The organism is Ottowia caeni (assembly GCF_050821495.1).
Classification (GTDB): domain Bacteria; phylum Pseudomonadota; class Gammaproteobacteria; order Burkholderiales; family Burkholderiaceae_C; genus Ottowia; species Ottowia caeni.
On record NZ_CP151080.1, the window covers coordinates 1,913,554 to 1,933,154 of the forward strand.

Sequence of the window (19,601 nt, forward strand, 5' to 3'; positions counted from 1 at the left end):
CCGAGTGCGGGGGGTCAGGATGTTTTGAGCACCAGCATTCCGAGTGAGATGGTTGCGATCCCCGCCCAACCTACACGATTGAGTTGTTGCTGGAAGAGCATCCTTCCAGCGCAGGCTGTTAGCAAGATGCCAGTGCCTCCCCACAACGCATACGCGATGGAAAGATCGATTCCTTTGATGGCCTGAGAGAGCGCGGCAAACGAGGTGAGGATGGAGACAATTCCTAGCAGGCCCAGGCTCCGCTTTTCGAATCCATCAGAATATTTAATCAGGATGTTGGCGGCGACCTCGAGAAAAATGGCTAGCGCCATAAAAAAATAATGTATTGGTTCGGTGTGGTTCATTTCTTCCTCGCGAAGATATTTTTATTTTGATGTCTCAGGACTTTCTTTGGATCCGAAGTTGATCATGGCGACGCCGGTGATGAGAATAAATATGCCAGCCATTTTCTGCGGGCTCAGGTTTTCGCCAAAAAATCGGACACTGATGATTGTGATGAGAATGAGGCCGCAGGTTTCCCAAGTGGCGTAAGCCAAGGCAATTGGGAGATCTTTGACAGAGGTGGCAAAAAAGTAGAAAGCCAGGCCAATCATGGCGTACATGAACGCGAAAAATGCAAGAGAGTTGGTTTCTGATGCCATCTTCATGGTGCTTAAGCCGAGCACTTCGGCGGTGATCGCGGCGGCGAGAAAAATCCATGGTCGCGGCAGCATAGTATTTAAATTTATAATAATTTCTTTCGAGATTTGAATTTATTCTATTCATATTCCCAGGTTGGGAAAGTTGAAGTTCATCTGTTTTTTTGATGGATTTGTCCATGAGATGGAGTCTTGACCAGCTGCGCCAGTTCGTGGCCACAGCCGAGCGCGGCTCCATCAGTGCTGCTGCGAGACACTTGGGAAAGGCGCAGTCGGCTGTGAGCACTGCCATTGGCCTTCTGGAGGCGGACCTGGGGCTTGAACTTTTCGATCGAACGCAGCACCGCGCCACACTCTCAGATGCAGGGCAATTGATGCTTCTTGAGGCCAAGGAGTTGCTGCGGCAAGCGCATGCTCTGGATCAGCGCGCCCACTCATTGGCCGTGGTGGGCGAGGCCAAGTTGGCGCTGGCGCTGGATGAGGCGCTTCCGTATACCGCCATCAAAGTGTTGGCGCGTGAAATTTCAGAGCGGTTCGCCGATCTTGAACTTACCTTGCTCAACGGCACGGCAACGGAGGTGTCAGATTACGTGAGCTTGGGCCGCGCGGATGTCGCTTTTCAGCTGGATCGGGGTGAATTGCGCGATTGCTTTGACCAGCGGCACATCGGTCTGCTGCCGCAAGCCGTGTTCGTGGCAGCAGGGCACCCTCTGGCTGGCCTGCAGAACGTCACGAGAACCGACTTGGCCCAATACCGGCAGCTTGTCATGCGGGCTGAAGGAGTCGAGGAAGTCGTATACAGCCCAAAGGTGTGGCGTTCCGATAGCTTCTACACCATTGCCGAAATGATTGATGACAATCTCGGATGGGCGATTTTGCCGGTCAGTATTGCTGCCGACGGGTACTCAAGATCCTTGCGGCAAGTGCATTGCTCATCGCTTGCCTTGCCTTTGCTGTCCGCGCGCGTGCTCTGGTTGCAGGGGAGACCGCTCAGTGGCATCGCGCACTGGGTCGAAAGACGCCTTGGCGAACTTCTCAGAGCGCTGCAATGAGATGCTGATTGCGTGACGTTTCACCACTCCTGAATGCCCTCGTCCTGGCTAGCTCCTGGGCAGTTCCCGGCCAGCGCCCGGCTTTTTACGCGGGTGACCGAGGCAGTAGATCTATTTGGCTCATTATTTCGCAGGGTATTGGCTGTCACACAGGTTTGACGCAGAAGTGGCACAATTGAGGATTGCGAAATTTCAGGCCCTTCCCAGCCAGTCGCGTCCGCCAACCGGTTCAGCCGTGACGCGGAAGGTCAATTAAACCAACCCATGTTCCCTGAAGGGGAACGAAAGGTCTGCGAAGCATGAACGAGACGAAAACCGTCTACGCCACTTTCGAGGGCAACTCCTATCTATTTGGCGGAAATGCGCCATATGTGGAGGAGATGTACGAAAGCTATCTTGCCCATCCGGGCAGTGTGCCTGAGAGCTGGCGCGAGTATTTTGACGCGCTCCAGCATGTTCCCGCTGCTGATGGCAGCAACGCCCGCGATGTTCCGCACCTGCCCGTGGTCAACGCCTTTGCGGAGCGCGCCAAACAGGGCGGCACGCGCGTGGTGGAAGCCAGCGGCGCTGATTCCGAACTGGGCCGCAAGCGCACGGCAGTTCAACAGCTGATCGCCGCGTACCGCAACGTCGGTGCTCGCTGGGCCGATCTTGATCCCCTGAAGCGCGCCGAACGTCCTGCGATTCCTGAATTGGAGCCCGCGTTCTACGGATTCTCCGATGCCGACATGGAAACGGTGTTCAATACCAGCAACACCTTCTTCGGCAAGGACACCATGTCCCTGCGTGATTTGCTGAATGCTCTGCGCGAAACCTACTGCGGCACCATCGGCGCAGAGTACATGTACATGACCGACCAGACGCAAAAGCGCTGGTGGCAGGAAAAGCTGGAGAGCAAGCGCACCAATCCTCAGCTTAACGCCGAGCAAAAGAAGCGCGTGCTGGAACGCCTGACTGCAGCCGAGGGGCTGGAGCGTTTTCTGCACACGAAGTATGTCGGCCAGAAGCGTTTTTCGCTCGAAGGTGGCGAGAGCTTCATCGTGGCGATGGACGAGTTGATCAATCGCGCCGGCTCCGCTGGCGTGCAGGAAATTGTGATCGGCATGGCCCACCGGGGTCGGCTGAACGTGCTGGTGAACACACTGGGCAAGATGCCCTCGATGCTATTCGCTGAGTTCGATCACACTGCGCCTGAGGATCTCCCCAGCGGTGACGTGAAATACCACCAGGGTTTCAGCTCCGACGTGTCCACAGCCGGCGGACCGGTACACCTCTCCCTCGCATTCAATCCGTCGCACCTGGAAATCGTCAATCCTGTCGTCGAAGGCAGCGTGCGTGCACGCATGGACCGCCGCGGAGACGCTGAAGGCGACCAGGTGTTGCCCGTGCTGGTTCACGGCGACGCCGCCTTCGCTGGCCAGGGCGTGGTCATGGAAACGCTCGCGCTGGCTGAAACGCGCGGCTACTACACCGGCGGTACGGTGCACATCGTGATCAACAACCAGATCGGCTTTACCACCAGCGATCCGCGCGACAGCCGTTCCACCCTGTACTGTACCGATGTGGTCAAGATGATTGAGGCGCCGGTATTGCACGTTAACGGAGATGATCCAGAAGCCGTGGTGCTGGCCACCCAACTGGCGCTTGAGTACCGTCAGGAATTCAACAAGGATGTGGTGGTCGACATCGTCTGCTTCCGCAAGCTCGGCCACAACGAGCAGGATACGCCCATGCTGACCCAGCCGCTGATGTACAAGCGGATTACGCAGCACCCCGGCACCCGCAAGCTGTACGCTGACAAGCTTGCCGCGCAAGGCCTTGGCGAAACGCTGGGCGACGACATGGTCAAGGCCTACCGTGCCGACATGGATGCGGGCAAACTTACCTCGGACCCTGTCCTCACCAACTTCAAGAACAAGTACGCAGTCGACTGGTCGCCCTATTTGAGCACCAAATGGACCGACGCAGCCGAAACGGCCATACCGCTGGTTGAGTGGAAGCGCCTGGCCGAACGCATCACCACTGTGCCCGAAGGGTTCACGGTCCATACGCTGGTCAGGAAAGTGCTGGAAGACCGTGCTGCCATGGGCCGTGGCGAAATCAATGTCGATTGGGGCATGGGCGAGCACATGGCCTACGCTTCGCTCGTGGCTTCCGGTTATCCGGTGCGCCTGTCGGGTGAAGACTGCGGACGTGGCACCTTCACGCACCGTCATGCGGTGCTCCACGATCAGAAGCGCGAAAAGTGGGATGTAGGAACTTACATTCCGCTGGAGCATGTTGCCGAAAACCAGGCGCCGTTCGTTGTCATCGATTCCATCCTGTCTGAAGAGGCGGTGCTGGGCTTCGAATATGGTTACGCCTCGAACGACCCCAACACGCTGGTCCTCTGGGAAGCCCAGTTTGGTGACTTCGTCAACGGTGCGCAGGTGCTGATCGATCAGTTCATCGCTTCTGGCGAAGTCAAATGGGGCCGGGTCAACGGCATCACGCTGTTGCTGCCTCATGGCTACGAAGGGCAGGGGCCTGAGCACTCTTCGGCACGTCTGGAGCGCTTCATGCAGCTATCGGCAGACACCAACATGCAAGTGGTTCAGCCCACAACGGCCAGCCAGATTTTCCACGTGCTGCGTCGTCAAATGATCCGTCCGCTGCGTAAGCCGCTGATCATCATGACGCCGAAGAGTCTGCTGCGTAACAAGGACGCCACCTCTCCCATCTCGGAATTCACCGAAGGTAGCTTCCAGACAGTTATCGGCGACAAGGGTGATCTGAAGGCCGACAAGGTCAAACGGGTTGTGGCCTGCTCAGGTAAGGTCTACTACGACCTGGCCAAGAAGCGTGAAGAAAAAGGCGCTGACGACGTAGCCATTATTCGTGTCGAACAGCTTTATCCGTTCCCGCACAAGGCATTCTCTGCCGAGCTGAAGAAGTACCCCAACGCGACCGAGGTGGTCTGGTGCCAAGATGAGCCGCAAAACCAGGGTGCCTGGTTCTTCGTTCAGCACTACATCCACGAGAACATGGTCTCCGGGCAGAAGCTCGGCTACGCCGGCCGCGCCGCATCAGCCTCTCCGGCGGTCGGCTATGCGCATCTGCACCAGGAGCAGCAGAAGGCACTGGTCGATGCCGCCTTTGGCCGCCTCAAGGGCTTTGTGCTGAGCAAGTAATCAAGGCGAGGGCCGATGACGAGCGCAAAAAAATGCTTGCTCTCCGGCTCCTCTTGCTGAACAGACTAAACAGAAAGAATTGGAAGAAATAATGGCTATCGTAGATGTGAAGGTCCCGCAACTGTCTGAGTCCGTGGCCGAGGCTACTTTGCTGGAGTGGAAGAAAAAGCCGGGCGAAGCTGTTTCCGCAGATGAGATCCTGATCGAAGTCGAAACCGACAAAGTTGTGCTCGAAGTGCCTGCACCGTCAGCTGGCGTGCTGATTGAAATCGTTCAGGTGGATGGTGCAACCGTGGTGGCAGATCAACTGATTGCCCGTATCGACACTGAGGCAACTGCCGGAGCGGCCGCGCCTGCTGCCGTGGCAGCGGCGGCAGCACCCGCAACGGTGGCTTCGGCCGTGAGTGCCAGTGCGGCGCCCGCTGGGGGCAGTAAGTCGGATGTCGCCATGCCCGCAGCCGCCAAACTGATGGCCGACAACCAGCTTGCAGCCGGCTCCGTGTCAGGCACTGGCAAGGACGGCCGCGTCACCAAGGGAGATGTACTGGGCGCCTTGGCCTCCGGCACTGCAGGTGCCTCTGCACAGAAACCCGCTCAGATTCCTACCGGCGTACCCACGAAGACGCTGCAGCAAGTGCCGACACCGATGGCGCCCAACCTGGGAGATCGTCCGGAAGAGCGCGTGCCTATGACACGTCTGCGCGCCCGCGTGGCCGAGCGTTTGCTGCAGTCGCAGGCGACCAACGCCATTCTGACCACCTTCAACGAGGTCAACATGGCCCCGGTGATGGAGATGCGCAAGCGTTTCCAGGAAAAATTCGAGAAAGAGCACGGCGTCAAGATCGGCTTCATGAGCTTTTTCGTGAAGGCGGCCGTTCATGCGCTCAAGAAGTACCCCATTTTGAACGCCAGCGTTGATGGCAACGACATCGTCTATCACGGCTATTTCGACATCGGTATTGCTGTGGGAAGCCCGCGTGGCCTGGTGGTGCCGATTTTGCGCAACGCCGACCAGATGAGCTTTGCCGACATCGAGAAGAAGATTGCCGAGTTTGGCGCCAAGGCGCGCGATGGCAAACTCGGACTTGATGATCTTACAGGTGGCACCTTCTCCATCAGCAATGGCGGCGTGTTCGGCTCCATGATGTCCACGCCGATCATTAACCCACCTCAGGCAGCTATTTTGGGTGTGCATGCCACCAAGGATCGGGCCATGGTTGAAAATGGTCAGATCGTCATCCGCCCGATGAACTACCTAGCCATGAGCTATGACCACCGCATCATCGACGGCCGTGAAGCCGTCCTCGGTCTGGTGGCGATGAAGGAGGCGCTGGAAGATCCTGCGCGCCTTCTGTTCGACATCTGACCCTGACCGCACTTGGAACGTGAACGCGTTCTAAGTGCTAACTGGTGCATTTAGGCACCCATGCAGCCATGTCACTCACTGAAGACCTTGCCAAGCTCGATGAACTGCGCCGCAATGGCGCGTTGAACGAGGCTGAGTTCCAGCAAGCCAAGGAAAGATTGCTTGGCATTTCGATGCGGGGTACCCCGCTGGTAGATGCCTTCAATCAACTGCGGCGGAGCAGGTCCGACAGATGGCTGGCAGGGGTGTGCGGTGGTTTGGCTCGTTCCACGGGCCTGGAAAGCTGGGCCTGGCGCCTGATTTTTGCCGTGCTCCTGCTGATGGGTGGCATGGGCATCGTGGTCTATGTGCTTTTTTGGATCTTCGTGCCCGAGGAATGACGGCACGCTGAATCCCCTGACAGAAAACTCCAACATCATGTCCAAGAATTTCGACGTTATCGTCATCGGTGCCGGCCCTGGCGGCTATATCGCGGCTATTCGAGCCGCACAGCTGGGCTTCAATGTAGCCTGCGTAGATGAGTGGAAAAACGCCGCGGGCGGACCGGCTCCAGGTGGTACGTGTACCAACGTGGGCTGCATTCCCTCCAAGGCGTTGCTGCAAAGTTCAGAGCATTTTGAGCACGCCGCGAAGCACTTTGCCGACCACGGCATTGCCGTGAGTGGTTTGAAAATGGATGCGGCCAAGATGATCGCCCGCAAAGATGCGGTGGTGAAACAGAACAACGACGGCATCCTGTATCTGTTCAAGAAGAACAAGGTTACTTTCTTCCACGGCCGCGGCTCCTTTGTGAAGGCCACCGAGGGGGGTACGAGATCGCAGTGTCTGGTGCGCAGAATGAAACACTGACTGCCAAGCAAGTTGTGGTGGCTACCGGCTCCAGCGCCCGCGCGCTGCCCGAAGTGCCCTTTGACGAGGAAAACGTTCTCTCCAACGATGGCGCTTTGCGCATTGGCGGCGTCCCCAAGAAGCTTGGACTGATCGGCTCCGGTGTCATTGGTCTCGAAATGGGTAGCGTGTGGCGTCGACTTGGTGCGGAGGTCACCGTGCTGGAAGCCTTGCCGACGTTCCTGGGTGCCGTGGACGAGCAAATCGCCAAGGAAGCCAAAAAGGCTTTTGACAAGCAAGGCTTGAAGATCGAACTGGGAGTGAAAGTCGGAGAGATCAAGTCGCTCAAGAAAGGCGTGCGCGTGGCCTACGCCAATGCCAAGGGCGAGGCACAGACGCTTGAAGTGGACAAGCTCATTGTCTCAATTGGCCGCGTGCCAAATACCTCGGGCTTGAATGTCGAAGCCGTGGGCCTGAAACTGGATGAACGCGGCGCCATCATCGTAGACGGCGAATGCCGCACCAGCCTGCCCGGCGTTTGGGCGGTGGGTGATGTGGTGCGCGGCCCCATGCTGGCGCACAAGGCCGAAGAAGAAGGCGTTGCAGTGGCCGAGCGCATGGCCGGCCAGCACGGTCACGTTGATTTCAACCTGATTCCCTGGGTGATCTATACCAGCCCCGAGATTGCCTGGGTAGGCAAGACCGAGCAGCAGCTCAAGGCCGAAGGCGTGAAATACAGGGCCGGTAGCTTTCCGTTCCTGGCGAACGGCCGCGCCCGCGCCCTGGGTGACACCACAGGTATGGTGAAAATGCTGGCCGATGCAGCCACGGATGAAATCCTGGGCGTGCACATCGTCGGTCCGATGGCGAGCGAGCTGATCTCTGAGGCCTGCCTGGCCATGGCCTTCCGTGCCAGCAGCGAGGATATTGCCCGCATTTGCCACGCCCATCCTTCCTTGAGCGAAGCCACTAAAGAAGCCGCGCTCGCGGTGGACAAGCGCACCCTGAACTTCTAAGTTCATGCCCCAGCTGGGGGCGGGGCTCCTCCCCCGCGGGACGGGGGAGGTTTGTCTTTCACATGAAGCTGTTTTTTGTACGATTGGGTAGCTGCGGATGAATGCTGTGCGGCGGGCCTACGAGGCCGAATTGAAAAGCAGGGGGTTTCAAAGCGATCCCGCCCAGTTACGTGCCATTGATGCGCTGCAGCGTTGCGCTGATGAGTGGGCGGCCTATAAGTCAAAGCGTTCCAATCGGCTCAAGAAGCTACTGAACCGCCCCGAAATTCCACGAGGCGTGTACATGTACGGTGGCGTCGGCCGCGGCAAGAGCTTCCTGATGGACTGCTTCTTCAATGCGGTGCCAATTCGCCGCAAGACAAGGCTACATTTTCATGAGTTCATGCGTGAGGTGCATCGCGAACTGGCGGGCTTGCAGGGGACCGTCAATCCGTTGGACGAACTCGGACGACGCATCGCAGCTCGCTTTAAGCTGATTTGCTTCGATGAGTTTCACGTGGCGGACATTACCGACGCCATGATCCTGCACCGCCTGCTGGTCGCGCTCTTTGACAATGGCGTTGGCTTTGTCACTACGAGCAACTTTACGCCTACTGGTCTGTACCCTGACGGGCTGCATCGTGATCGCATTTTGCCGGCCATAGAGCTGTTAAACACGCGCATGGAGGTAATCAACGTCGACAACGGCACAGATTACCGTCGTCGCACGCTTGAGCAGGTCAAGCTGTATCACACGCCGCTGGGCTCGGAGGCCGACGAGGCCATGAATGAGGCGTTCAGTCGTTTGGCGGCGGTGCACGACGGAGACCCGGTGTTGCACATTGAGGCGCGCGAAATCAAGTCGCGCAGGCGAGCCGGCGGCGTGGTCTGGTTCGATTTCAAGACCCTGTGCGGCGGGCCTCGTTCGCAGAACGATTATCTGGAGATTGCCAGCCAGTTCAATACCGTGCTGCTCTCGGATGTGCCGCAGATGTTCGTGCGCAACGCTTCGGAGGCTAGGCGTTTCACCTGGCTGGTAGACGTACTTTATGACCGGCGCGTCAAATTCATCTTGTCGGCTGCGGTTCCGCCGGAGGAGCTATACACTGAAGGGCCGTTGGCACACGAGTTTCCACGCACGGTGAGCCGTTTGAACGAGATGCAGTCTGCCGAATATCTGGCGCTGGAGCACCGTACGGTGGACACGAACCTCACTTGAGCCAAGAAACGGCGGTTGATAACTTCCAGGTGGTTCTGGAGCGCGCACCGCTGTCCCTCCTGGATTTAATGCTTCCAAAAACCATGCGCCTTCTTATCGGACTCCTCGCATGCACCATGCTTTACGCATGCGCTTCCAGCTCTCAGCATGAGGAGCGTATCGCGGCGCAGCGGGCGATCGATGCCGAGGCAGCGCGTGCATTGGTTGCGCAAGCGCCGGCCGGCGACGACTTGCCTGCCTGGTTGAAAGCGGAGCGTACGCGAATACAAGTTGCGCGCACCGAGGCTACGCAGCGCTTTGCCGACGCTGAGAAGAACTGCTGGCGGCGCTTTGCGGTCAATGATTGCTTACGTGAAGCAAGTGACGAGCGCCGTCTGCAACTCGACCGACTTCGCCAGGAAGACTTGGCCTTGAACGATCTGGAGCGCAAACGCGGTGCCGCCAAGCGCTTGCGTGATCTCGAGAAGAAGCAGGGCCGCTGAGCCTGCGAACCGCTTTGCGGAAGGTAGCCCCGGAGTTCCGGAGTATTGGAAACCGCCGTCAAGGTTTCCTGAAGGGGCGAGACGCTGACTTTTTCGAAGGTTTTGCCAAGGGCTCGATCTTGACGATCACCATGGATAGGTTGTCTCCACTCCCCATGGCGCGAGAGCGGGCCTTGGCTACGAGATATTCGCTGGCCTTGCGTGGGGAGAGGGAGTGGAGCGCTGAGCCTAGTTCCTCCGGCGTAAAGTAATGCCACAGGCCGTCCGTACACGCGAGCAGTGAGTCTCCGATCTCCAACTGCGTGATGCGGTGGGTCTCGAGTTTGGGAGTCTCCTTCGTTCCCAGGCACCCCATGATGATGTTTGATTTCGGATGGGTCACCGCTTCTTCAGGAGTGAGCTTGCCTTGATCAACCAGTGACTGCACGTAGGAGTGATCCAGGGTGCGGAGTTGCAAGGCGTTGCCCCGGAAATGATACAAGCGTGAATCCCCCGCGTGCAGCCAATGGCACTCGCCGCCTGGTTGGACGAGAAACGCTGCCAACGTACTATGCGGCTCCTGCTCCGAGGAAATGGCCGTGAGTCTGATCACCATGTGCGCTTCCTCGGCGATCTGCCGGAGCAGCGCGGCTGGATCGTCGGTTTCGGGAACGTAGCGCTCGAACAATTGGCGAGTAGTCAGGAGAACCTGATCTGAGGCTTTGCGCCCGCCTGTTCGTCCGCCCATGCCATCGGCTACCACACCCAGTACGCAGCCGGCGATCCGAGGATGGACAAGCAGGGTGGCCTGATCTTGCTGGTGTTCGCGGTCACCCTTGTGCAGTCCCACGGAGCCGCTGATTCGGTAGCCCTGTTCCATGGGTTTCATGCGCGGGCGTATGAAGCCGCGCTTGAACCCGCAGACACCTTCAGTGCGATGCAGTGACTCAGCGTGGGGAGCAGAGCGGGTGCCTGAAATTTGTTGCCCATGGGGCCTCCATGAAGAGATGAACCGATAGCCGAGTTTAGTCAGGAGGCTGTCGGAATTGGAAATTGCCTTCGGCATGTTGGCCATAGTGAGTCGCTCTTTAGAGCCTTTTGACACACAGCCGTGCATGAGCAATTGAATGCGATGAATGCGATCAAGTCTTATTTTGCCGGCCGAGTCCACTTTCTATGTGGGCATTCCAACTCCGACAGCCTCCTAGCCCGTATTATTGAGCGAAGCTGCTAATTGGCTGTGTAGAAAATTTCACGTGCTTCCTAATATCCATTTCCCAGAACACCGACCGCCCATTGAACTGTTGTTGCACATGTGCCTGAAAAATTGCCGATGGGCTCTGTATGAGCCGATCTTGCGCATGAGCCGGGAGAAGCGGTCGCAACCTCTGGGGGTGTTCCTAAACTCCCAAGAAGCAGCATGAGCGAGCCAGAATCTTCACTCGCGTTTTCGACAAACGAACTACTGCCCGAGTCTGCGGAGCTCGACCCTGTGCGCGCCTTGCAAGACGCTGTGAGCGTGGTTTTCGACGAACAAGGACCGTTGGCGCGAGCTGCCGCCGATACGTTTCGTCCGCGAGAGGGTCAGACTCGCATGGCCCAGGCTGTAGCTCGAGTCGTGGCCGGCGGGGGCGTTCTGGTGGCAGAAGCGGCCACGGGTGTTGGGAAAACCTTTGCTTACCTTGTGCCGGCCTTGCTTTCCGGGGAGCGCGTGCTGCTCTCCACCGCTACCAAAACCTTGCAGGACCAGCTTTTCGGTAGAGATCTGCCTGCGTTAGCCAAGGCGCTCGGCTTGCCGGTACGCATGGCGCTGCTCAAGGGGCGAGGCAGCTATCTGTGTCTGCATCGCCTTGAGTTCGCCTCTCAAGCACTGGGAAGTCACGAGCGGGGCGCGCAGCATACCTTGTCCAAGATTGAGCGTTGGGCGCGGTCCACGCGCACGGGTGATCTGGCTGAGTTGCCAGGGTTGCACGAACAATCGCCTGTGATTCCGCTGGTAACTTCCACGCGCGAGAACTGCCTGGGCGCCGACTGTCCGAAGTGGCGTGCCTGCCACGTCAACCTCGCTCGGCGCGAGGCCATGGCGGCCGACGTGGTGGTAATTAACCATCATCTGTTTTTTGCGGACCTCGCCATTCGGGAATCCGGCATGGCGGAGTTGCTGCCCACCGTGCGGGTCGTGGTCTTCGATGAGGCCCATCAGCTCAATGAAACCGGCATCCAGTTCCTGGGTCAACATCTCGGTAGTGCGCAGTTGCTCGATTTGGCTCGCGATTTACTCGCTGCGGGTCTGCAGCAGGCCCGAGGCCTGGCAGACTGGTCTGCGGTGTCAAATGGAGTGGAGATGGCAGCGCGCGATTTGCGCATGTTGTTGGGGCCCAGTCGCTCAAGTTCGCGCCTGCGTTGGGTAGACGGGGTTCCCGAAGGGCTCGATCCCGTCGATTGGCAGGGGTCTCTGGTACGCTTGGGAGAAGCGCTGACGAGCGCGGCTGAAGCGCTTGATCTGGTGAGCGAAATGGCACCGGATTTCGTGCGCCTGCGCGAGCGGGCGTTGCTCCTCGGCGAGCGGGTGCTGCGGTTTTCCGGTCCATGTGAACCTGGTGCCATCCGCTGGGTTGATCTAGGCAACCAGTTCAGGCTGGTGGAGTCTCCGCTCGACATCGCCGACGTGGTCCGCGAGCGGCTACTAGGAGCGCCTGCTGGCGAGGACGCTGGGGCTGAACCCGGGCGGGAACGCGCCTGGATTTTCGTCTCTGCAACGCTGGGAGATGATGAGCGTTTGAGCTGGTTTACCGAACCTTGCGGGTTGGGCGATTCTGAGGTGCTTCGAGTCGGAAGTCCTTTCGACTATGAGCGCCAAGCCGGCTTGTACGTGCCGCGCCAGATGGTCAAACCCAACGACCCCGCTCATGGAGAGCAGGTGGCGCTCATAGCAGGTGATGCGGCTGAACGCTTGGGCGGACGCACCATGGTCTTGACCACGACCTTGCGTGCGCTGCGCGTGATCGGGGAAAAGCTGGCCGAGCGATTTGCTGAGAGCGGCATTGAAGTGCTGGTTCAGGGGCAATTGCCCAAACGAGTGCTCATGGAGCGCTTCCGCCTGGGGAACACACCGGGACAGGGTGGCGCTGTGCTGGTGGCTTCCGCGTCATTCTGGGAGGGCGTTGACCTGCCGGGTAACACGCTGCAATTGGTGGTGATAGATAAGCTCCCCTTTCCCCCGCCGGGAGATCCGCTGGTTGAAGCTCGGTGCCGTCGTATTGAAGCTGAGGGGGGAGTGCATTTTCAGCGTATTCCATTCCCGAGGCTGCGGTGTCCCTCAAGCAAGGGGCAGGTCGGCTGATCCGGCGCGAGAGCGACACAGGACTTCTGGTCATCTGCGACTCGCGTCTGACGTCCATGGGATACGGCAAACGGCTGCTGGCAGCGCTACCGCCTATGCGGCGGTTGGCGGACAACGCGGAATTTCAGGCGGCGCTGCAGGAGTTGGTGCAGCCCTCAGATGGCATGGCTGAATTTGAAAGCCACCCCGAGGAAAGAGATGGCTGAGTCGGGGGCCGGAGGGCGCCTTTACCGCGCTGGTATTACCAGAGCTGCCACCATGCCGAAGCCTTGGGCTTGAAGCCCCGGGCTATGTAGGCGCTGTTGGGATAGTTCTTTTCCAGCACGCGCTTGGCGTCGTCGCGCAGTTGTTCCATTCCCAGTTTGTCGTAGGACTGAACAAGGATGTAAAGAGCCTCTTCGAGTGCGGGAGCGTCGCGATAGTCGCCAATAGCCTGTTGCGCTCGGTTCACTGCCGCCACGTAGGCGCCCCTGGTGTAGTAATAGCGGGCAACGTGAACTTCGTACTGAGCCAGTGCGTTCACGGTGTAGATCATGCGCGAACGGGCGTCCGGCGTATAGCGCGACTCAGGAAAACGCGTGACGAGCTCATTGAATGACTCGAAGGCTTCCTTGGCTGCGCGCTGGTCCCGTTCGGACAGATCCTGCTGGGAAAGGAAGGAGAACAAGCCCAACTCGTCGTTGAAGTTGATCACTCCCTTCATGTAGAGGGCGTAGTCCAGGGCCGGGCTGGCCGGATGCAGGCGGATGAAACGGTCAAGCGTGGCCAGTGCCTCGGCTCGGTCGTTATTCTTGAATTGAGCGTAAGCCTTTTCAAGCTGCGCCTGCTGGGCGAGTGGTGTGCCGGCGGCGCGGCCTTCCAGGGTTTCCAGCAGAGGGATGGCCACATCGTAGCCACCGGAATTCATTTCATCCTTGGCCTCGGCATGGATACGATTGGGGCTCCAGCCAGCCGTTTTATCGATCGGTTTGGAGGAGCAGGCCGCGAGCAGCATGACCAGCGCAAGCGTTCCGCTTGCGGCGGCTGATAATCGGGCACGATGCATCACAGGCGATCCTCTTGATTCAGACAAACCCAATTATATCGAGCACCCTCCCGAAAGCGGGTGAACATTCTGGCGAGCCCCTTCAACTCTCTGAAGTCGAAGACGACGCCGCGGACGCCGGGCCAGAGGCGGAGCAGCGGTTGCTAGAGGTTCCGGCCGTACTCCATGGTGAGCGCCTGGACCGTACTCTGGCAGCCCTGGTGTCAGGATTTTCACGCAACTACTTGCGTCAGTTGATTGAAGACGGCGCGGCCAAGTTGAGCGGCGCGCCCGTGCGAAAACCTGCGCATCGTGTGAAGGCGGGCGAACGACTCGAAATTGAGTTGCGTCCCACGCCCCAGACACAAGCGTTCGTGGCGCAAGAGATGGATCTGGACGTGGTCCACGAGGACGAACACATCCTGGTCATCAATAAGCCCGCGGGGCTGGTGGTTCACCCTGCGGCGGGAAACTGGAGCGGGACCTTGCTCAATGGTCTGCTCGCCAGAGACGCCAGGGCGGCACAGTTGCCGCGCGCAGGCATCGTGCACCGGCTTGACAAGGACACCAGCGGCCTCATGGTCGTTGCGCGCAGCCGAGCGGCCATGGACGCACTGGTCGCCAGCATCGCTGCTCGAGATGTGAAGCGCGAGTATCTGGCGCTGGCGCATCGCCCCTGGACGGGTCCGGAGAATCGAACGGTCGACGCCCCGATTGGCCGCGATCCGCGTAACCGCCTGCGCATGGCTGTGGTGGATCTGACCCGACACGCTGGCAAATTGGCACAGACCGAATTTGAGCTTCTGCAAAATGTGGACCAAGGCTGTCTGGTGCGATGCCGCCTGATCACGGGCCGCACACACCAGATACGCGTGCACATGGCGAGTGTCGGGCATCCACTAGTGGCGGACACCCTGTACGGGGGGCTCTGGCCGCAGGCATGACCCGGCAAGCGCTCCATGCCCAGCGGTTGGAGCTGAACCACCCTGTCACCGGGGAACGGATGCAGTTCGTTTCACCTTTGCCACCCGATCTCAGAGGGGCATTCGACGACTGGGGGCTTACAATTGAGCATTAAGTGCAGGCTGCAGGTTAGTTTGCCGCAGCTGCAAATTGCGGTATGGTGTCACCGAACGCCTTGGTTCGGAGTAAGCCTTTTGGTGTCGAAAGCGTTCACGATGCCAGTCTTTGGCGCCGCCATCGGCCAAGTCAAATCTTTCATGGGCGTTGCATCGCCCTCAATTCAATAGCTCCATGAACACCGTTGAGGCCAAGCGCATTCTGGAGACCGCGCTGATCTGTGCCCACCAGCCGATCACTGTGCGTGAAATGCGCACGCTGTTCGCTGACCAGATCGGTGCTGATTCCATCAAGTCCATGCTGCTCGAAATGCAGGAGGACTGGGCCCAGCGTGGCGTGGAACTCACACAGGTTGCCAGTGGCTGGCGCTTTCAGAGTCGTCCAGAGATGCGCGAGTATCTCGACCGCCTACACCCGGAAAAGCCGCCCAAGTACACTCGGGCCACCCTGGAGACCCTGGCCATCATTGCCTACCGTCAACCTGTGACGCGCGGCGATATCGAGGATATTCGGGGTGTGACCGTCAATTCTCAGCTGCTTAAGCAGCTGGAAGATCGCGGCTGGGTAGAGCTCATAGGCCACCGCGAAACCGTGGGCCGACCAGGGCTCTACGCCACCACGCGGCAGTTTCTGGACGATCTTGGCTTGGAGTCACTGGATCAGCTTCCCTTGCTGGAATCAGCCCCCGACCTGGTCGAGAGCATGTTCGATGCCCTGCAGCCGGGGCCGGAAACGCCAGGAACCGAAGAAATTCAACTCGAAATCGCGACCACCGAGGTTGCATCAACACCGCCTGAGTTGCCACTCGCTCGCGAAGCATCTCTGCCGCCAGTTACCCAGGAGCAGGCCGGCGAACCTGAGTCGCTTGCCCAATCATCCAACGAGAACAAGCTATGAATTCCGAAGACCAGCCAACCCTTCCCAACGAGCCATCCAAAGAGCCTGCGGAGGTTGCACCTGAACAGCAAGTGGCGCATGGCCCCGGGACATCCCCGGGCGGTGAAGCGGCCAGTGCATCAGCGGCCGATTCAGGCAAGCAGTTGGAGGCTGAGCAGGCCGTAGCTTTTGAGGATCTGCTCTCAGGCAAGTTCGACCAGGACTCAGAGTCCGCTCCCCTGGCGCCGCCCAAGCGCGTGCTGACTCCCCAGGCCGAACAGCCCAAACTGCACAAAATTCTGGCCCAGGCCGGCTTGGGCTCGCGCACGGAAATGGAGCAGTTGATCCTTGAAGGTCGGATCTCTGTCAATAATCAGCCCGCCCACATCGGGCAGCGCATCCAGTACGGTGATCAAGTCAAGATCAACGGCAAGCCGGTACGAGTGACACTGCGTACTCCGCCGGCCCGAGTGCTGGCATACCATAAACCGGTGGGCGAGGTTGTCACGCATGACGATCCGCAAAACCGGCCTACTGTTTTTCGGAAGTTGCCGCGCCTGCCGCAAGGCAAGTGGCAGTCGGTGGGGCGCCTGGACCTCAATACCGAGGGGCTTTTGCTGTTCACGAACTCTGGCGAGTTGGCAAACCGCTTGATGCATCCGCGCTTCGGCCTGGAGCGGGAATACGCAGTACGTGTGCTCGGCGCGCTGACCAACGAGGAGCGGCAGCGCTTGCTCGATGGGGTAACTTTGACCGACGGGCCCGCCCAGTTCAAGACGATTCAGGCTGAGGGTTCCAGTGAGGGCGTCAATCAATGGTACCGAGTCACTATCGCCGAGGGGCGCAACCGCGAGGTGCGCCGCATGTTCGAGGCGGTTGGTCACGCGGTTAGCCGCCTGATCCGCATTCGTTATGGTGCCATGCTTTTGCCCCGTGGTCTAAGGCGCGGGCACTGGATGGAATTGCATGAGCGCGACATCCGCTCGCTCGGCGAGGCGGCTGGCGTTTCCAGTGCCACTTTGCGTGGCTCGCCACCCGAGGAGCCGTTTGCCGCTCGCGGGAAGGATGTCCGCAGAAGTGGTCGTGGCGATCGCGGACGTGCCAGCGGTCCGCGTCCCAATCGATCCAGTGCAGGGTTCGGCGAGCCCACTGATCCGCGACTGGGGCCGCCTGGGAATCGGTGGCGAAATGCCCCCCGGGGCAACGATGCCTCGCAGGGTGGCAGCCATCAACCTGATCCGATGAAGACATCGCAGGGCTATATTGGTGCCGACGCCTTGACGCGTCAGCGTCAAAGCGCCCCCGCCCTGGCGGCTCAGGGGGCGGTGGGCGACGTGGTTCAGGCTACGGGGGAGTTCGGGTCCTGGCGGGTCGCGGGGTTCGGGCTATGGGGGCGGTCCAGGCGCTGGCGGACGGCGTGGAGGAGGCGGAGGTGGGCGGGGGCGTTGAGAGCGTGTTCAAAGTCTCCATGCGGTCCCGTGGCGCTCGGTGCACGGCGCCCGTAGCACTGCGCCAGTTGCACTGCGCCCACAAAAACCGCGGCTGTCGTGTTGCTTCAGTCAGCCGCAAGAATCCTTGCGATGCCGCGAGGTGGCTCGCCCGGTTAAAATCTAAGGTTTTGCCGATGGCGGGCAAAAAATATCTCAAAAAACATCTCAAAACCTAACAGGAAATCATTTCATGGCTATCGAACGCACTCTCTCCATCATCAAACCTGACGCTGTGGCCAAGAACGTCATCGGCCAGATCTATGCCCGTTTTGAGGCTGCCGGCCTGAAAGTCGTTGCTGCCCGCATGGCGCACCTCTCCCGCCGCGAAGCCGAAGCTTTCTATGGCGTTCACAAAGAGCGTCCCTTCTTCAAGGATCTCGTGGATTTCATGATTTCCGGCCCTGTGATGATCCAGGTGCTTGAAGGTGAAGGCGCTATTGCCAAGAACCGCGACCTGATGGGTGCTACCGATCCCAAAAAGCTGCTCCTGGCACCATCCGCGCTGACTTCGCAGATTCCATCGATGCCAACGCCGTGCACGGCTCCGACGCCCCCGAGACCGCAGCCAACGAAGTAGCGTTCTTCTTCCCGGGCGCTGAGATTTTCAATCGTTAATTAGTCAGTTGAACTTGCCGCTGAGCCCCTTTGCGTTCTTGAATGGCCCGGAAGCCTGTCAGGCTTGGACCGCTGCGCCCCATTTGCAGTCGTCGATTTTCAAGTCAGGCGGGGTCCTGGGCCGCGGCTCAGGGCTAAGTACAGGCAACGCTACCATGGTGCGTCACGTTCGTGTGGCTTTACCATGCTCAGCGCGCATCAGCGGAGCGCTGGTGGCGGTAAATGGCGCGTCAAGATGGAAGGAGAATCAGGTATGACCTCCAGTGTCAATCTTCTCGACTTCGATCTGAATGGTCTCGCAGCCTATTGTGAGACATTGGGTGAAAAGCGTTTTCGTGCTACGCAGCTCTTTCGCTGGATCCATCAGCGCGGAGCCTCGGATTTTTCGGCCATGAGCGATCTGGCCAAATCTTTGCGGGAAAAGCTGGCTGGCGTGGCTCACGTGACAGCCTTGCCAGTAATCACTCAGCACGAATCCAAGGACGGCACTATCAAGTGGCTGTTCGACGTTGGTGGCGGTAACGCTGTAGAGGCGGTGTTCATACCCGAGTACGCCGACGACGGAGACGACTCCGTACTCGATCGCGGTACGCTTTGCGTTTCCTCCCAGGCCGGATGCGCGGTGAATTGCCGCTTTTGTTCCACCGGTCACCAAGGCTTCAGCCGCAACCTGACCACAGGAGAAATTGTCGCGCAACTCTGGTTCGCAGAGCATTTCCTGCGCCGGCACCTGAAGACCGATCAGCGCGTCATTTCGAATGTCGTGATGATGGGGATGGGCGAGCCTCTGCAGAACTACAGCGCCCTGGTGCCAGCATTGCGCACCATGCTGGACGACCACGGCTATGGCCTTTCGCGGCGCCGCGTGACGGTATCCACCTCTGGAGTGGTGCCCATGATTGATCGGCTTGCGCGCGATTGCCCAGTGGCCTTGGCGGTGTCCCTGCATGCGCCTGATGATGTATTGCGCGACCATCTGGTGCCGCTCAATCGCAAGTATCCCCTCGACGAATTGCTGACTACCTGCGCGCGTTATCTGGAGCATGCTCCGCGAGATTTCATTACCTTCGAGTATTGCATGCTCGATGGGGTGAATGACGCACCCGAGCAGGCGCAGAAACTGATCGATCTGGTGCGCCGGCACGCCGGTGAAGGTCTGCGGTGCAAATTCAACCTGATTCCGTTTAATCCTTTTCCGGAGTCTGGTCTTGTTCGTTCGCCCGCGTCCCGCGTACAGAGTTTTGCAAAAATTTTAAGTGACGCAGGTATTGTCACTACTGTGCGCAAAACACGCGGCGACGACATCGATGCGGCCTGCGGCCAGTTGGCGGGGGATGTGAAGGATCGTACCCGGGTTCATGAACGCGTTGCGCGCCAGCGCACCGTGATGTTGCACCAAGTTGGTAGTGCAGTCGTCGACGCTAACGGAAAGACCTCCTGATGG

At 59.2% G+C, this 19,601-nt stretch carries 13 protein-coding genes and 4 pseudogenes; 13 read left to right on the forward strand and 4 right to left on the reverse strand.

The genetic code is table 11. From position 1 onward, the window contains the following. Positions 1-14 precede the first annotated feature (14 nt). Entirely contained in the window at positions 15-344 is a 330-nt protein-coding gene (gene mdtI / locus AAAK34_RS09290) for a multidrug/spermidine efflux SMR transporter subunit MdtI (RefSeq protein ID WP_231695006.1), read from the reverse strand. A gap of 21 nt (positions 345-365) precedes the next feature. Beyond that, entirely contained in the window at positions 366-713 is a 348-nt protein-coding gene (locus AAAK34_RS09295) for a DMT family transporter (RefSeq protein WP_231695005.1), read from the reverse strand. A 104-nt stretch (positions 714-817) separates the two neighbouring features. On the opposite strand from AAAK34_RS09295, the gene AAAK34_RS09300 reads away from it, so the two are divergent. From AAAK34_RS09300 to AAAK34_RS09330, 7 genes and pseudogenes are all read left to right on the forward strand, one after another. Continuing rightward, on the forward strand, positions 818-1,690 hold the full coding sequence (locus AAAK34_RS09300) for a LysR family transcriptional regulator (RefSeq protein ID WP_231695004.1): 873 nt from the start codon (positions 818-820) through the stop codon (positions 1,688-1,690). 299 nt (positions 1,691-1,989) lie between these two features. Then, positions 1,990-4,860 (forward strand): 2-oxoglutarate dehydrogenase E1 component, encoded by a 2,871-nt coding sequence (locus tag AAAK34_RS09305; RefSeq protein WP_231695003.1) that lies wholly within the window; start codon positions 1,990-1,992, stop codon positions 4,858-4,860. Between the two features lie 91 nt (positions 4,861-4,951). Continuing rightward, complete coding sequence (gene odhB / locus AAAK34_RS09310) at positions 4,952-6,226, forward strand: 2-oxoglutarate dehydrogenase complex dihydrolipoyllysine-residue succinyltransferase (protein WP_231695002.1); 1,275 nt, start codon at positions 4,952-4,954, stop codon at positions 6,224-6,226. Positions 6,227-6,294: 68 nt separating this feature from the next. Next, positions 6,295-6,606: a PspC domain-containing protein gene (locus tag AAAK34_RS09315; protein ID WP_231695001.1), complete on the forward strand. Its 312-nt coding sequence runs from the start codon at positions 6,295-6,297 to the stop codon at positions 6,604-6,606. Positions 6,607-6,643: 37 nt separating this feature from the next. Then, positions 6,644-8,070: pseudogene (gene lpdA / locus AAAK34_RS09320) on the forward strand (dihydrolipoyl dehydrogenase). Between the two features lie 97 nt (positions 8,071-8,167). Beyond that, complete coding sequence (gene zapE / locus AAAK34_RS09325; RefSeq protein ID WP_231694999.1) at positions 8,168-9,268, forward strand: cell division protein ZapE; 1,101 nt, start codon at positions 8,168-8,170, stop codon at positions 9,266-9,268. Next, the gene (locus AAAK34_RS09330) at positions 9,265-9,750 is read left to right on the forward strand and encodes a hypothetical protein (RefSeq protein ID WP_231694998.1); all 486 of its coding nucleotides are present in this window, start codon (positions 9,265-9,267) and stop codon (positions 9,748-9,750) included. Before zapE ends, AAAK34_RS09330 begins: the two co-directional genes overlap by 4 nt. A 58-nt stretch (positions 9,751-9,808) precedes the next feature. Here AAAK34_RS09330 and AAAK34_RS09335 read toward each other — a convergent pair whose 3' ends face one another. Then, positions 9,809-10,609, reverse strand: coding sequence for a protein phosphatase 2C domain-containing protein (locus AAAK34_RS09335; protein ID WP_231695184.1), 801 nt, complete (start codon positions 10,607-10,609; stop codon positions 9,809-9,811). A gap of 612 nt (positions 10,610-11,221) precedes the next feature. Here AAAK34_RS09335 and AAAK34_RS09340 point away from each other — a divergent pair. Continuing rightward, positions 11,222-13,278: pseudogene (locus AAAK34_RS09340) on the forward strand (ATP-dependent DNA helicase). A 35-nt stretch (positions 13,279-13,313) separates the two neighbouring features. On the opposite strand, the gene AAAK34_RS09345 reads toward AAAK34_RS09340, so the two are convergent. Next, on the reverse strand, positions 13,314-14,117 hold the full coding sequence (locus AAAK34_RS09345; RefSeq protein ID WP_231694997.1) for an outer membrane protein assembly factor BamD: 804 nt from the start codon (positions 14,115-14,117) through the stop codon (positions 13,314-13,316). Positions 14,118-14,149: 32 nt separating this feature from the next. Between AAAK34_RS09345 and AAAK34_RS09350 the strand changes: the two are divergent. The 5 genes and pseudogenes from AAAK34_RS09350 (at position 14,150) to rlmN (ending at position 19,598) form a co-directional block, all read left to right on the forward strand. Beyond that, positions 14,150-15,174 (forward strand): annotated as a pseudogene (locus tag AAAK34_RS09350) (RluA family pseudouridine synthase). Between the two features lie 176 nt (positions 15,175-15,350). After that, positions 15,351-16,073, forward strand: coding sequence for an SMC-Scp complex subunit ScpB (gene scpB, locus AAAK34_RS09355; protein WP_231694996.1), 723 nt, complete (start codon positions 15,351-15,353; stop codon positions 16,071-16,073). Beyond that, the gene (locus tag AAAK34_RS09360; RefSeq protein ID WP_431777960.1) at positions 16,070-17,557 is read left to right on the forward strand and encodes a pseudouridine synthase; all 1,488 of its coding nucleotides are present in this window, start codon (positions 16,070-16,072) and stop codon (positions 17,555-17,557) included. The genes scpB and AAAK34_RS09360 overlap by 4 nt, the downstream gene beginning before the upstream one ends. 241 nt (positions 17,558-17,798) lie before the next feature. Beyond that, positions 17,799-18,157: pseudogene (gene ndk, locus AAAK34_RS09365) on the forward strand (nucleoside-diphosphate kinase). Between the two features lie 253 nt (positions 18,158-18,410). Continuing rightward, positions 18,411-19,598, forward strand: a complete 1,188-nt coding sequence (gene rlmN / locus AAAK34_RS09370) for a 23S rRNA (adenine(2503)-C(2))-methyltransferase RlmN (protein ID WP_231694993.1) — start codon at positions 18,411-18,413, stop codon at positions 19,596-19,598. Positions 19,599-19,601: the final 3 nt, after the last annotated feature.

Excerpts from the sequence above, each read along its gene's own strand:
- AAAK34_RS09315 (WP_231695001.1), top strand. The coding sequence starts at position 6,295 with ATGTCACTCACTGAAGACCTTGCCAAGCTCGATGAACTGCGCCGCAAT.
- AAAK34_RS09295 (WP_231695005.1), bottom strand. The coding sequence starts at position 713 with ATGCTGCCGCGACCATGGATTTTTCTCGCCGCCGCGATCACCGCCGAA.
- mdtI (WP_231695006.1), bottom strand. The coding sequence starts at position 344 with ATGAACCACACCGAACCAATACATTATTTTTTTATGGCGCTAGCCATT.
- rlmN (WP_231694993.1), top strand. The coding sequence starts at position 18,411 with ATGACCTCCAGTGTCAATCTTCTCGACTTCGATCTGAATGGTCTCGCA.
- AAAK34_RS09300 (WP_231695004.1), top strand. The coding sequence starts at position 818 with ATGAGATGGAGTCTTGACCAGCTGCGCCAGTTCGTGGCCACAGCCGAG.
- AAAK34_RS09305 (WP_231695003.1), top strand. The coding sequence starts at position 1,990 with ATGAACGAGACGAAAACCGTCTACGCCACTTTCGAGGGCAACTCCTAT.
- AAAK34_RS09360 (WP_431777960.1), top strand. The coding sequence starts at position 16,070 with ATGAATTCCGAAGACCAGCCAACCCTTCCCAACGAGCCATCCAAAGAG.
- AAAK34_RS09335 (WP_231695184.1), bottom strand. The coding sequence starts at position 10,609 with ATGGAACAGGGCTACCGAATCAGCGGCTCCGTGGGACTGCACAAGGGT.
- AAAK34_RS09345 (WP_231694997.1), bottom strand. The coding sequence starts at position 14,117 with ATGCATCGTGCCCGATTATCAGCCGCCGCAAGCGGAACGCTTGCGCTG.
- scpB (WP_231694996.1), top strand. The coding sequence starts at position 15,351 with ATGAACACCGTTGAGGCCAAGCGCATTCTGGAGACCGCGCTGATCTGT.
- zapE (WP_231694999.1), top strand. The coding sequence starts at position 8,168 with ATGAATGCTGTGCGGCGGGCCTACGAGGCCGAATTGAAAAGCAGGGGG.
- odhB (WP_231695002.1), top strand. The coding sequence starts at position 4,952 with ATGGCTATCGTAGATGTGAAGGTCCCGCAACTGTCTGAGTCCGTGGCC.